General features: G+C 38.6%; 15 protein-coding genes. 1 reads left to right on the top strand and 14 read right to left on the bottom strand.

Annotated elements, in window-relative coordinates:
* Positions 1–11: 11 nt before the first annotated feature.
* Positions 12–602, top strand: a complete 591-nt coding sequence (gene clpP / locus RCJ95_RS04735; protein WP_004228025.1) for an ATP-dependent Clp endopeptidase proteolytic subunit ClpP — start codon at positions 12–14, stop codon at positions 600–602.
* Positions 603–656: 54 nt separating this feature from the next.
* Here the strand turns inward: clpP and RCJ95_RS04730 are convergent, their stop codons facing one another.
* From RCJ95_RS04730 to RCJ95_RS04665, 14 genes are all read right to left on the bottom strand, one after another.
* Positions 657–914, bottom strand: a complete 258-nt coding sequence (locus RCJ95_RS04730; protein WP_004228023.1) for an HPr family phosphocarrier protein — start codon at positions 912–914, stop codon at positions 657–659.
* A gap of 112 nt (positions 915–1,026) precedes the next feature.
* Complete coding sequence (gene whiA, locus RCJ95_RS04725; protein ID WP_004228019.1) at positions 1,027–1,974, bottom strand: DNA-binding protein WhiA; 948 nt, start codon at positions 1,972–1,974, stop codon at positions 1,027–1,029.
* A gap of 65 nt (positions 1,975–2,039) precedes the next feature.
* Complete coding sequence (locus RCJ95_RS04720) at positions 2,040–3,035, bottom strand: gluconeogenesis factor YvcK family protein (RefSeq protein ID WP_004228011.1); 996 nt, start codon at positions 3,033–3,035, stop codon at positions 2,040–2,042.
* A 4-nt stretch (positions 3,036–3,039) separates the two neighbouring features.
* Positions 3,040–3,933 (bottom strand): RNase adapter RapZ, encoded by an 894-nt coding sequence (gene rapZ, locus RCJ95_RS04715; RefSeq protein WP_054549566.1) that lies wholly within the window; start codon positions 3,931–3,933, stop codon positions 3,040–3,042.
* 9 nt (positions 3,934–3,942) lie between these two features.
* Positions 3,943–4,410: an NUDIX hydrolase gene (locus RCJ95_RS04710; protein ID WP_004228007.1), complete on the bottom strand. Its 468-nt coding sequence runs from the start codon at positions 4,408–4,410 to the stop codon at positions 3,943–3,945.
* A 347-nt stretch (positions 4,411–4,757) separates the two neighbouring features.
* Positions 4,758–5,702 carry a thioredoxin-disulfide reductase gene (gene trxB, locus RCJ95_RS04705; protein ID WP_221681177.1) on the bottom strand — a complete coding sequence of 315 codons (945 nt, stop codon included), beginning with the start codon at positions 5,700–5,702 and terminating at the stop codon, positions 4,758–4,760.
* Between the two features lie 160 nt (positions 5,703–5,862).
* Positions 5,863–7,386 (bottom strand): tetratricopeptide repeat protein, encoded by a 1,524-nt coding sequence (locus RCJ95_RS04700; protein WP_446721952.1) that lies wholly within the window; start codon positions 7,384–7,386, stop codon positions 5,863–5,865.
* 90 nt (positions 7,387–7,476) lie between these two features.
* On the bottom strand, positions 7,477–8,094 hold the full coding sequence (hisIE, locus tag RCJ95_RS04695; RefSeq protein WP_446721951.1) for a bifunctional phosphoribosyl-AMP cyclohydrolase/phosphoribosyl-ATP diphosphatase HisIE: 618 nt from the start codon (positions 8,092–8,094) through the stop codon (positions 7,477–7,479).
* Entirely contained in the window at positions 8,091–8,852 is a 762-nt protein-coding gene (gene hisF, locus RCJ95_RS04690; protein ID WP_221681174.1) for an imidazole glycerol phosphate synthase subunit HisF, read from the bottom strand. The genes hisIE and hisF overlap by 4 nt, the downstream gene beginning before the upstream one ends.
* Positions 8,846–9,478 carry an imidazole glycerol phosphate synthase subunit HisH gene (hisH, locus tag RCJ95_RS04685; protein ID WP_221681173.1) on the bottom strand — a complete coding sequence of 211 codons (633 nt, stop codon included), beginning with the start codon at positions 9,476–9,478 and terminating at the stop codon, positions 8,846–8,848. The genes hisF and hisH overlap by 7 nt, the downstream gene beginning before the upstream one ends.
* Positions 9,475–10,074 carry an imidazoleglycerol-phosphate dehydratase HisB gene (hisB, locus tag RCJ95_RS04680; protein ID WP_004227994.1) on the bottom strand — a complete coding sequence of 200 codons (600 nt, stop codon included), beginning with the start codon at positions 10,072–10,074 and terminating at the stop codon, positions 9,475–9,477. The genes hisH and hisB overlap by 4 nt, the downstream gene beginning before the upstream one ends.
* Before the next feature lie 4 nt (positions 10,075–10,078).
* Positions 10,079–11,353 (bottom strand): histidinol dehydrogenase, encoded by a 1,275-nt coding sequence (gene hisD, locus RCJ95_RS04675; protein ID WP_221681172.1) that lies wholly within the window; start codon positions 11,351–11,353, stop codon positions 10,079–10,081.
* A gap of 32 nt (positions 11,354–11,385) precedes the next feature.
* Positions 11,386–12,030, bottom strand: a complete 645-nt coding sequence (gene hisG / locus RCJ95_RS04670; protein WP_004227990.1) for an ATP phosphoribosyltransferase — start codon at positions 12,028–12,030, stop codon at positions 11,386–11,388.
* Positions 12,023–13,195, bottom strand: coding sequence for an ATP phosphoribosyltransferase regulatory subunit (locus tag RCJ95_RS04665; protein WP_221681171.1), 1,173 nt, complete (start codon positions 13,193–13,195; stop codon positions 12,023–12,025). Before RCJ95_RS04665 ends, hisG begins: the two co-directional genes overlap by 8 nt.
* Positions 13,196–13,311 lie beyond the last annotated feature (116 nt).

The raw sequence follows: 13,311 nt of genomic DNA, 5'->3' as shown, positions 1-13,311 counted from the left end.
GAGGATTTAACATGAATTTAATTCCTACAGTTATTGAACAAACTAGTCGTGGTGAGCGTGCATATGACATTTATTCACGTCTACTTAAAGACCGTATTATCCTTTTAGGAAGTGCTATTGATGACAATGTTGCTAACTCCATTGTCGCTCAGCTTCTTTTCCTACAGGCAGAAGATCCAGATAAAGATATCTCTCTTTATATTAACTCACCTGGTGGATCCATTACGGCTGGTATGGCTATCTATGACACAATGCAAATCATTAAACCACAGGTCCAAACAATTTGTATTGGTATGGCTGCATCAATGGGTGCTTTCCTACTTGCAGCTGGAGAACCTGGTAAACGTTTTGCCTTACCAAATGCTGAAGTCATGATTCACCAACCATTAGGTGGTGCACAAGGTCAAGCGACAGAAATTGAAATTGCTGCTAAACGTATTCTATTCTTACGCGAGAAATTAAATGGCATTTTATCTGAACGCACTGGTCAACCACTTGAAGTCATTGCAAGAGACACAGATCGCGATAACTTCATGACTGCTGAACGTGCAAAAGAATACGGTTTAATCGATCATATCATGCACCGTAGCGATAATAAATAAAAAATAAAAGGCATCACAGAATTGCTCTGTGATGCCTTTTGTATTTAATGAGTGTTAATCTTCATTTTCTATAATTGTTGCTAATGCTGTAACCGCTTGCTCAGCATCGTTACCTTCACTGCTTAAAGTCACTTCGGTACCTTTAGCAACTGCTAAGCTCATAACACCCATAATGGATTTGGCATTTACTTTTTTCTCATCTTTTTCTAGAAAGATATCAGCACTAAAACGATTTGCTTCCTGCACAAATAGTGCTGCTTGTCTAGCTTGTAGTCCTAATTTTAATTTAACCTGGACTCTTCTCTCAATCATTCTCAAAACTCCCCTTCACTACCGTTCGTCTGTTAGTTTTATCTTACCTTACTTACTGGCAAAAGAACAATAAGCGATTAGCATGACATTCATACCTGAAAAGTATGATAACTTAACCACCTATTTTTTCACCACGCCTTAATGCATCCGCAATCTCATCAATTTTTCTCAATCGATGGTTAACACCTGATTTACTAACCGTTCCACTAGATACCATTTCACCAAGCTCTTTTAATGTCACATCTTGGTATTCAACACGGAGACGTGCTATTTCACGAAGCTTCTCTGGTAGTTGATCAAGACCAATTGAATTTTCAATAAATCGAATATTCTCAACCTGCCGTAATGCTGCTCCAATGGTTTTATTTAAATTGGCAGTTTCACAGTTCACAATACGGTTGACACTATTACGCATATCTCGCAAAATCCGAACATCTTCAAATTTCATCATAGCCTGATGCGCGCCAACAATATTAAGGAAATCTGAAATTTTTTCCGCTTCCTTTAAGTAAGTCACAAAGCCCTTTTTACGTTCAATTGTTTTGGCATTGAGTTCAAATTCATTCATTAAATCCATTAATGCCTCACCATGTTCTTTATATAAAGAATAAACCTCTAAATGATAAGCCGATGTTTCTGGATTATTGACGGAACCTCCTGCTAAAAAGGCTCCTCTTAAATAAGCTCTTTTTTGGCCACTCTTTTGAATGAGCTTTCTTGAGATAGTATGGTTAAATTGAAAGTCGTCTGAGATGATTTCTAAATCAATTAATAGCTCACGTGCCCCTTCTCTTACACGGCATATATACACGTTATTTTTTTTCAATCGCATCTTCTTACGAACAAGTAATTCCACATTGTACGGATACAATTTTTTCATAATCGTATATAGTCTTCTGGCAATTGCAGCGTTTTCGGTTTGCACGTCTAAGCTTAGTTGTTTATTTGCAAAGGATAATGAACCATTCATACGAATTAGGGCAGAAACTTCTGCTTTCATACAATGATTGTCCGCTTCTATTTGTGTCAATTCTTTTTTTGTTTCAGAAGCAAAAGACATATCACGCCCCCCTTTCAATCATGATTTCTATGTATATGTTCATCTTACCATATACAATAAAGCCATTATGTTTCTATTATTGGTCCTCTTACTTTTTGATGGTAAATATCAGCATAATCTACCAGCCATTCTGCAACATTTGTAGCATTATGTCGAACCGTTCCATCTGGTCGAATTGTAGCAATGTCTCGTTTGATAACTTCTAATCCCATACTTTCAAGCTTTGCCACATCAAATGTTACTGGTTCCGCTCTTTCTTCTTTATACAGTTCTTTTACAGGGTTAGGGAGTTCTTCATCATTTACTAAAATGGAATCGATAAAATCATGGCCAACATGCCTATGTATGGCTGTTACATGATCGCCTGCTGTATAAGAAATGGTTTCACCCTTTTGTGTCATTAAATTACAAACATATATTTTTCTTCCTTTAGCCTTAACAACTGCTTCACCTATTTCCTTAACAAGCAAATTCGGAATAATACTGGTATATAAGCTTCCTGGTCCTATTAAAATATAGTCTGCACGAAGTATTGCACGAATAGCTTCTGGTAACGGTTGCACATTTTCAGGTACTAAAAAAACGCGATTAATGCGTTTTGTCGCTGTCGGGATTTTTGATTCTCCCTCGATAATTGAACCGTCCTCAAGCACAGCATGTAAGGTGATTTTTTTATTTGCAGCTGGAATAACTCGACCATGAACTTTTAAAACCTTTCCCATCTCACTGATAGCATGATTGAAATCACCTGTAATATCAGTAAGGGCTGTAAGCATTAAATTCCCTAAGGAGTGACCTCGTAAATCTTCAGATGCCGAAAAACGGTATTGAAACATTTGCTCTACAAGGGGCTCAATATCTGATAATGCTGCAATCACATTGCGTACATCACCAGGCGGTGGGATATCGTAATCATCACGTAAACGACCTGAAGATCCACCATCATCTGCTACTGTTACAATAGCAGTAATATCAAATGGGTGATGCTTCAGCCCGCGAAGTAACGTGGAGAGCCCTGTGCCACCACCAATTACTACAAGCTTTGTTTGCTTTTTCCCCATTCACTCATTCCTTTCTACGATTAATATCACGATGCGTAATAACCGTATTTTCCTTGCCCGCAAAATATGCACCAAAAAATTCTGCTAATGTCACGGAGCGATGCTGGCCCCCAGTACAACCAAAAGCAATAACAAGCTGTGATTTGCCTTCTTGTCGATAGAGAGGAATCATAAAGTCTAATAAATCCGTCAGTTTTTGTATAAGGATTTGCGTATCTTCCAACGCTAACACATAAGAAGATACCTCTGTTTGAAGACCCGTTTTTGGACGTAGCTCCTCCACATAATACGGGTTTTTAAGAAAACGAACATCAAACACTAAGTCCGCATCAATCGGCATACCATGTTTAAAGCCAAAGGACATAATGTTAACGGTAAAAATAGTATCTGCCTCACTTGCAAATTCTTTGACGATTTTTTCACGTAATTGCTTTGGTTTCATGTTAGATGTGTTATAAACAAAATTGGCACGACCCTTTACTTCAGATAAAAGTACTCGTTCCTGTTTAATTCCATCTAGAGGTAAACCATTCACTGCTAATGGATGTGCACGTCTTGTTTCTTTATAACGTCTGACTAATGTGGCATCATCTGCATCTAAAAATAAAATACGAGCAACAATATCGCCTTCTTTTAGTATATGGTCTAATGCGCCAATTAGAGCATCAAAAAAGTCGCCTCCGCGCATATCCATTACTGCTGCAATTCGGGTACTGTTTTTACCAGAATCTCTTAATAAGGTTAAAAAAGTTGTAAGTAACGCAGGTGGTAAATTATCAATACAGTAATACCCTAAATCCTCAAAGCTTTGAATAGCTACTGTTTTCCCAGCCCCAGACATTCCTGTAATAATAACCAATTCATGTGTACTTTGTTGGCCTTCAACCACCACTGTCATGCAACTCCTTTATTGTTCTTTTGAAATTTGTATTTTCTGATGAAGTAGTTCAAAATTCGTTGTATAGTCAAACGTGCCATACTGAATGCCAGATTGCGAAACAGCAAATTGTAAATTAGTTCGATCTCCTTCAGCCATTGGCAAGTGTGCTAAATCCTCTACTGGGTGCCATGCAAGTTTGCCTTCTCTTGTTTCTTCAAATGGTACTCCATCTATATCCTTAGCAACAAATGTATAGAGCATCCATTCATCCACTACGTCATTGTTTTCTTTAATGATCATCGTATAAACACCCTTTAAATGAACATGTAAAGGTATGACGTTTGTCTCTTCTTGAAACTCTCGAATAGCAGCCTCAAAGATTGACTCGCCACTCTCCATTTTCCCTCCTGGAGCTACATACCAGCCTCGTCTTGGTTTCTGAAGTAATAATACTTTACCGTCTTTTACGGCAATTAAATTTGCAATTCTTTGCATAGGCACACCTCTAATCACTTTTGCATTCTACTCTTCATTATAACAAGACCTTGTAAGTTTTGTCCTCATTTACAACTCTTGTACGCAGACAATTAACAATTTAGTTCTATTTAAAGATAACCACTTCATCTTGCGCAAAATTTACGTATTTCGTGATATTATTATGTGATTTTTTACACAAAAAAAGTAGGTTGCTCCCACCTATTGGAGGCGGAAACAACCTACTAAACAAAATAAAAGGGGGATTGCTAATTACATTTTTAATCATACACCTTTTATATGTCATTCAAGTTACAGCAATATTAAAACCACATTAAAATTGTATTTTTTTCCTTAAAATAGCCATATTAGGCATTAATTTTCTCTAATAGCTCTTCTACATAATGTTGAACAGCTTGTGCTGCAATACTACCGTCACCAGTTGCTGTTACAATTTGACGAAGTGATTTTTCACGAACATCTCCAGCTGCAAAGATACCTGGGATTTTTGTTTCCATCGTTTCATTTGTCAAAACATAGCCAGCCTCATTTAAAATACCTAATGACTCAAATGGTTTAGTTAAAGGTAGCATACCTATATAGACGAAGACACCATCTGTAGCAAATTCAGATTCTGTACCATCAATAGTTGATTGTAGTGTTACACTGCCAACTTTACCATTCGCTTCATTGATTTCTTTTACAGTTGCATTCCAAATGAAATCAATTTTTTCATTGGCAAAGGCACGATCTTGTAGAATTTTTTGTGCACGTAATTTATCGCGACGGTGGACAATTGTCACTTTATCAGCAAAGCGAGTTAAATAAACACCCTCTTCAACAGCTGAATCTCCGCCACCTACGACAACTAGATTTTTTTGTTTAAAGAATGCACCATCACATACTGCACAATAGCTGACACCACGGCCACCAAGTTCTTTTTCACCAGGCACACCCATTTTTTTATACTCTGCACCAGTGGTAATAATAATGGCACGTGTTTTATATTCTTTTGCACCTGATTTAATTGTTTTATATTCTTCTCCATCGATGATTTCTGTGACATCACCATAGGCATATTCAGCACCAAATTTTTTCGCATGCTCAAACATTTTTGTAGAAAGCTCTGGTCCTAAGATTGTCTCAAAACCTGGGTAGTTTTCTACTTCTTCTGTGTTTGCCATTTGTCCACCAGGAATGCCACGTTCAATCATTAAAGTTGACAAATTTGCACGAGATGTATAGACAGCGGCAGTCATCCCAGCAGGACCTGCACCAATAATTACTACATCATAAATTTTTTCTTCCGACATAAATACTTCCCCCTAAACAGAATACTTTTTATCTTCATTCAACCAATTCACGCAACGTCATCTATAGAAGAAGATCAATGACATTAAGGAAAAATTGGTGATAGCGTTAGTATGTTCATCGTATGTGAAAGTATAAAGTTATTCAACTATGTTGCTCACATTAATCATGACTGTTTGGCAAAAACGTTAAGATTTCGTCAATATACTTCGATAAAGTAGATACAGATACTCCATATTGCTGTGCAATTTCCTTTTTTGTCACTTTAAGCATTTGCGAAGATCTGAATAAATAATCATTTGCTCCTGCAATTGCTGTTGGATTTGTAAAACGATAATTTTCTATTAACGCTTGTTCACATAGCACAAACCACATTTGAAACATCGGTACAATTAATGATGATAGCTTTCCATACTGTTCTAATAAAATTTCTGAAACCTTTACTGATCGTAAAAAGCTTGCTTCTACTTTATTTTTCTTATCAAATTCATGTCCAAGTGCATAAGCCAAAAACAATTTTTCAAAAGAGCCTAATTGTTCAATATTAATCCATTTCGGATGGGCGATAATTTCTTGCTTATGCACTGTACCTTTCAGTAAAAATAAACCAAAAATGCGCTCACTTGTATAAGTGCTCTCTAATTTTTCAACAATAAAATCACGATCATGCTCCAATGCATCAAGTCCATATTCATTTTCTTGTTGGCGCCAAGGTTCGAAGCCCTCTTTGTCTGGGTCTAACTCTAGTAGCTGATCCCATGCACTTTTCGAAATCTCCTCATGTCCTGAGAAATAAGCAGCATGTGACAGCCAAAAGTAAAATCCTGCATCTCCTACATAGCCTCTCTTTTGCATACTGCGCAACCATTTATAGGCTAATTCATATTGGCCGATTAAGGCTAAGGTAGCACCAAGTTTATAACGATGCTCCCAAGTATAGGGTTGAATTTTAATAAGAACATTTAACAGTTCTTGTAAATCCTCTTCGTTTTTTTCATAATACGCAATCACCGTTAAATTGCATAATGCATGTAGATTGCCCTTATTTTCACGTAGCACTGTATGCAAGAGAGCCTTTGCTTGCTCTTCTTCTCCAACATAAAAATAAGCGAGTGCTAGATTATTATAGGCTGACCAAAATGCTGGTCGATCTTCAATTAAATCTTCTAAAATAGTAATAGCTTCAGGAAAATCTCCCTTTTCCATACAACGACGAGCTTGCTCCTGACGATATAAATCCTCACCAGAGCCTTCAAGCTCTTCAAAATCATCTTGCTCAAAAGCGACAAACTCTAATATTTCTGCTGCTTCATCCGCATAAGCACCCTCAGGTTCTAGCTTTAAATATTCTTCTGCAAAGCGTTTAGCATCATGCATGATGCCCACACACCCTGATACTTCTGCCATGTAAAATATGATTTCTGGATTATCTGGATCAATTTGATAGGCGCGTCGAAGTAGATCATACGCTTCCTCAAAACGTTGACCTTCTAACTCTACTATGGCTAACTGCAAGATAATCATTGGATCGTCGGGACTTAAATCTACCGCACGCTGTAAATATTTATAGGCTTTATTCATTTGTCCACTGTTCATTGCTTGTATTGATTTCTTATAATAATAGTCGCCTGTTGGAATGAACGACACTATATTCGATTGAGTCTCATTTTGACGTTTCTTTTCCAATATATTTCCTCCGAAACAAGAAATAAGGAACGTATTCTACGTTCCTTTACACAGTAACTCCTATTATACCACACAATCAATAATATGCTGTTATTTCTCCTCGTGACGTTTTTCCAACACATGTAGAACATCATAAATGCTTACTTTTTGTTCTTGTAATAATACGAGTAGGTGATATATTAAATCAGCTGCCTCCCATTTTACTTCCTCAGCATCTCGGTTTTTGGCTCCAATGACCACCTCTGTTGCTTCTTCCCCAACCTTTTTACAGATTTTATCAATGCCCTTATCAAATAAATATGTAGTGTACGCTCCTTCTGGCATTTCCTGCTCTCGCTTTTCGATGACACGGGCAAGTTTAGAAATGATGTCCACAGAGCCTACCTTCTCTTTTTGCTGAATAACCTCAGTGAAGCAAGAAATTGTCCCATTATGACATGCTGGACCTGTTGGTAGAACCTCTACTATTAACGCATCTTGATCACAATCCGCTTTGATTGAAATCACTTGTTGTGTATGGCCACTTGTTGCTCCCTTATGCCAAAGCTCTTGACGGGAACGAGAATAAAACCAAGTTTCCTCTGATTCAATTGTTTTAGCTAATGACTCCTTATTCATATAAGCTACTGTTAATACCTCTTTTGTATTGGCATCTTGTACTACAGCTGTAACAAGACCTCTCTCATCAAATTGAATGTTCTCTATCATCTTACTGCCACTCCTTTTTCACGTAAGTATTCCTTTACTTGCGCTACACTTGTTTCTTTATAATGGAAGATGGAGGCTGCTAGTGCAGCATCTGCATCCACCTCATGTGCTAATACTTCGTAAAAATGTTCGGCATGTCCCGCCCCACCACTAGCTATCACAGGGACTGTCACAGCTTCACGCACTGCTTTGGTTAAGGCTAAATCAAAGCCTGATTTTTCTCCATCTTGATTCATACTTGTTAATAAAATTTCACCAGCTCCTAAGCGTACAGCCTCTTTGGCCCACTCAATGGCTGACCAAGAGGTTTTGTTGCGTCCACCATGTGTATAAACCATCCATGTGCTATCTTCCTCACTATAGCGAGCATCGATTGCTACAACAATGCATTGTGCGCCAAAGTAATCAGAGCCTTCCTGAATAAGGGCAGGTCTTTCCAACGCGGATGTATTCACTGAAACTTTATCAGCACCTGCTCGTAAAATACGCTTCATGTCCTCCAACGTACGAATGCCTCCGCCAACAGTAAAGGGTATGGCAAGCGTAGCCGCTGTTTGACGAACGACATCTACCATCGTTTCTCGACCTTCATGTGAAGCAGAAATATCTAAAAATACAAGTTCATCTGCTCCTTGTTCATCATAGAACTTCGCAAGCTCCACTGGATCTCCTGCATCTCGGATAGAAACAAATTGTATACCTTTTACAACACGACCTTCTTTCACATCAAGACATGGGATAATACGTTTTGTTAGCATGCCTTCACACCTTTCAACCATTGCTCTAATAAATAAACACCTAATTCCCCTGATTTTTCAGGATGAAATTGCATGCCAGTCACAGAACCATTCATCACAATACCAGGTACTTTAATGCCATAGTAATCAGCATAGGCAACAAGCTCTGATTCTCCTATATCTGTTGCATAAAAGGAGTGAACAAAATAGACATGCTTCGCTGATACTTCATTGTGTAACCATGCAGGACGATTTGTTACAATCAGTTCATTCCAACCCATATGTGGTACTCTGTATGCTTGGCTGTCTTGGATGCCGCTAAAGCGTTTAATACACCCCTTGAAAAACCCTAGCCCCTTTGTTGGGGTTACCTCATCACTTTGCTCGAATAATAATTGCATACCTAGACAAATTCCTAAAAGAGGACGGTTTTCTCTTTGTGCCTTCTGTAAATATTGGTCTAAGTTTGTTTCAGCTAAACGTTTTCTGGCATCAGGGAATGCACCCACCCCAGGTAATAAAAGTGCGTCAGTTGCATCTAACGCCTTCTCATCAGCCGTTATAATAACTTCACAGCCTAGCCTTTTTAAAGCCTGCTCCACACTAAATAAATTACCCATTCCATAATCAATGACACCTATTTTCACGTCAACAGCCCCTTAGTCGATGGTACGCCTTTAACACGCGGGTCAATTTCCACTGCGGCATCAATCGCACGTGCTAATGCTTTGAAAATTGCCTCAATAATGTGATGTGTATTCTGTCCATAAGGAACAATTACATGAACATTCATCCTTGCCTCAAGGGCAAACTTCCATAAAAATTCATGAACTAATTCTGTATCGAACGTTCCTACTTTTTCTTTTAATGCTGGCACACGATACTCTAGATGAGGTCGATTCGAGCAATCGACAACTACCTGAGCTAGTGCATCATCCATCGGTACAAAGGCGTTACCATAGCGTTTTATGCCTTTCTTATCACCAAGTGCTTCTCGAACAGCCTGTCCTAATACAATACCAAGGTCTTCTGTTGTATGGTGATCATCAATATAAGTATCGCCATTTGCATGTATTGTGCCATTAAATAGTCCGTGCTTAATAAATAAATCAAGCATATGGTCCATAAATCCAACGCCTGTTTGGATATCTGCCTTGCCTTCACCATCTAAATCAATTGCTACTGAAATTTGCGTTTCATTCGTTGTACGCTCTATCTTTGCATATCGTTTCTTTTCTGTCATCGTCCTATTCCTTCTCCCATCCACGTGATTCCACTGCACGAGCATGGCCCTCTAAGCCTTCCATACGCGCTAAACGTGCAATTTTTGGTGCATTGTCTCTCCAGGTTTTTTCACTATAGTAAACAATACTTGATTTTTTCACAAAATCATCAACATTTAAGCCACTTGCAAAACGAGCCGTACTATTGGTTGGTAGTACATGATTGGTCCCTGCAAAATAATCACCAACTGGCTCAGAACTATACCGACCTATAAAAATACCACCAGCATGTCTAATTTGCTCAGCTAGCGCCTCTGCATTTGCCGTCACAATTTCCAAATGCTCCGGTGCTAATGAATTAATGGCTTCCACTGCATCTGCCAACGTTTCAGCTACATAAATTACCCCAAATTTCTCTATGGAAGCACGAGCTACTTCTTGACGCGGCAAGTTCAGCAGCTGCTTCTCTACTTCCTCAGCTACTTTTTTGGCTAATTGCTCGGAGGTTGTGACAAGAATGGCGCAAGCTAGTGGATCATGCTCTGCTTGTGATAAAAGGTCTGCAGCAATTTCATCAGGATAGGCTGTGTCATCAGCCAGCACAGCAATTTCACTCGGTCCTGCAATCATATCAATGGCCACTTCTCCAAATACCTCACGTTTGGCAAGTGCCACATAAATATTTCCTGGGCCTGTTATTTTATCAACTGGGGAAATTGTTTCCGTGCCATAGGCAAGTGCAGCTATTGCTTGTGCCCCACCAACTTTATAAATCTCATCAATCCCTAAAAGGTGAGCCGCCACCAGTACACCTGCTGGTAGTTTCCCATTCGGCCCTGCTGGTGAAGTAATAACAATACGTTTCACCCCTGCAACCTGCGCTGGTATCACATTCATCAATACCGATGAAGGGTAGGCTGCTGTCCCCCCTGGAACATATAGTCCTACTGCATCTAAAGCAGTTACCCGTTGGCCTAACCAAGAACCATCTCCCAGTTCTAGGCGATACCCTGAACGCATCTGTTGTTCATGATAAAAACGAATATTTTCTGCTGCTTCCGCTAAGTCCTTATATAGTTGAGGATTGAGTTCACTTACTGCTTCTTGTATTTCTGCTTCAGAGACACGTAAACTTTTAGGGACATAGCCATCCCATCGCTCAGTATAGGTGCGTAACGCCGCATCTCCCTGTGCCTTAACATCCGAAAGCACTTGTCGTACAACTTTTATTTGTTCCTCATTTCCTCCTTCAAGTGGTCTTTTTAAGGAAATGCCTTTTTCAAGCTTTGTTATTTTCATAGGATGAATCCCCTTTAGTCCTTCATATGTAGCTACAAATGATTACTTTTTTGCTCATTCACACATTTCTTTAATCGCTTCACGAGATCAATAATACGCTCACCTTTCATACGATAACTTACAGGGTTTGCAATTAATCGAGAAGAGACAGCAGTAATAAATTCATATTCTACTAAGCCGTTCTCTTTTAATGTCCGACCTGTAGAAACAATATCGACAATTCGATCAGCTAAGCCAATCATTGGTGCTAATTCAATAGAACCGTTGAGCTCGATGATTTCTACTTGCTCTCCAATGCCTTTGTAGTACTTCATGGCAATATTCGGATATTTCGTAGCAATTCTAGGCGCAATCTCATTCATGGAGGTGTTTGGTAGGCCTGCAGAAGCGATATAGCAATTACTAATTTTCAAATCAAGTAATTCGTGCACCTCTCGCTGTTGCTCTAACAAAACATCCTTACCAGCAATACCAATATCAGCAACACCATGTTCAACATAGACAGGAACATCCATTGGCTTTGATAAAATAAAGCGAATTTTTTCCTCTGGTATTTCAATCATTAATTTACGTGACATTTCTACTTCTTCTGGTAAATTAAAACCTGCCTCTAACAACATTTGATATGCCTCTTCAAAGATTCTTCCTTTGGGCATTGCAATCGTTAATTCATTCACCGCCAACTTCCTCCTGTCCAACTACCACCACTTCTGTAAAGTATGCTAAAAAGGCCGCCTCATCGACTAGACTACTACGTAACTGCAAAGTAGCTAATTTTCCTGATGCTCGTAAATTTTTAACCTTTAGTAAAGCTGCCTCAAATTGTTCTTCTTCAAAAAGAACAACTGTTGCTTCCTGTCGTTTCACTGACTGTCCATTTAATGTTTCTAATAAACGATCCACACGAATACTAAATCCTGTAGCACCAACCTTGGAACCAAAAACTTCTAACAAGCCATCATAACGACCACCATTTCCTAATAGAAAGCCACTTCCTACAGCAAATACTTCAAATAGCATACCTGTGTAATAACTCATATGACTCGAAAGTGTGAAATCAAAAGCTACATAATCAGCTAAGTCAGCCATTTCAAGTAGTTGAGCTAGTTGTTGCATATATTCTAATGCATCATTTTTACGGACATATTTTTCAATATCTCGTATATCTCTGACATTCATGGCTTCTTCAATAAATTGTAAGAGGGCATCGGATTTAGCTTTTGGTAGATCAAATGACGCTACGGCTTCTTCAAACCCTACGTAATTTCGTTGGACAAGCAATGTTCTAAGCGTTATTTGCTGTTCGATACTCTCTGTGTAATCTTGTAAAATGCAATTTAATATACCAGCATGTCCAATTGTGATTTTAAACTCTTCCAATTTAAAATGCTTTAATAGCTCCATTGCCGTTACAATAACTTCTGCATCGGCAAAAACTGATTGATCACCTATTAACTCAATTCCCATTTGATCAAACTCAGCAGGCCTGCCTCCCTCTGCTTCCTGGGCCCGAAAAACGCTTGCAAAATAAGCAAGACGTAGTGGGATCATTTCCTTTAATAGTTTCGATGTAGCTACTCGAGCAATTGGTGTAGTCATGTCTGGTCGCAGCACTAATGTATTTCCTTGGCTATCCACTAGCTTAAATAAATGAGCATCAGCAATCGCTGAAGCCTTTCCCACTGTATCGAAATACTCCACCGCAGGCGTTTTAATAAACTCATAACCCCTTTTATATAAAAAGTCTCTGCCAGCATGTCTAACTGCTTCAACTTTCTCATAGATTTGCGGGAATGTATCGCGCATTCCAAGTGGTTTTTCAAACATTTTTATCGACGACATATGGACACTTCCTCACATTTTACTTTAATTCACTAGAGTATTAGAGAATTAGATTATGAAAGAATTTTAACTTATTTCAATAATACAGTCAACGATATCCTCATTAATTATCGAAA

It is taken from the genome of Lysinibacillus sp. BSL11, assembly GCF_052928325.1.
The sequence above is the reverse complement of the archived record's forward strand: the minus strand, read 5'-3'. Positions and strand labels throughout refer to the sequence as shown.

Bases quoted from the DNA above. Each gene is read 5' to 3' on its own strand.
- clpP (WP_004228025.1), top strand. From the start codon at position 12: ATGAATTTAATTCCTACAGTTATTGAACAAACTAGTCGTGGTGAGCGT.
- RCJ95_RS04730 (WP_004228023.1), bottom strand. From the start codon at position 914: ATGATTGAGAGAAGAGTCCAGGTTAAATTAAAATTAGGACTACAAGCT.
- whiA (WP_004228019.1), bottom strand. From the start codon at position 1,974: ATGTCTTTTGCTTCTGAAACAAAAAAAGAATTGACACAAATAGAAGCG.
- RCJ95_RS04720 (WP_004228011.1), bottom strand. From the start codon at position 3,035: ATGGGGAAAAAGCAAACAAAGCTTGTAGTAATTGGTGGTGGCACAGGG.
- rapZ (WP_054549566.1), bottom strand. From the start codon at position 3,933: ATGACAGTGGTGGTTGAAGGCCAACAAAGTACACATGAATTGGTTATT.
- RCJ95_RS04710 (WP_004228007.1), bottom strand. From the start codon at position 4,410: ATGCAAAGAATTGCAAATTTAATTGCCGTAAAAGACGGTAAAGTATTA.
- trxB (WP_221681177.1), bottom strand. From the start codon at position 5,702: ATGTCGGAAGAAAAAATTTATGATGTAGTAATTATTGGTGCAGGTCCT.
- hisIE (WP_446721951.1), bottom strand. From the start codon at position 8,094: ATGATAGAGAACATTCAATTTGATGAGAGAGGTCTTGTTACAGCTGTA.
- hisF (WP_221681174.1), bottom strand. From the start codon at position 8,852: ATGCTAACAAAACGTATTATCCCATGTCTTGATGTGAAAGAAGGTCGT.
- hisB (WP_004227994.1), bottom strand. From the start codon at position 10,074: ATGACAGAAAAGAAACGATATGCAAAGATAGAGCGTACAACGAATGAA.
- hisD (WP_221681172.1), bottom strand. From the start codon at position 11,353: ATGAAAATAACAAAGCTTGAAAAAGGCATTTCCTTAAAAAGACCACTT.
- RCJ95_RS04665 (WP_221681171.1), bottom strand. From the start codon at position 13,195: ATGTCGTCGATAAAAATGTTTGAAAAACCACTTGGAATGCGCGATACA.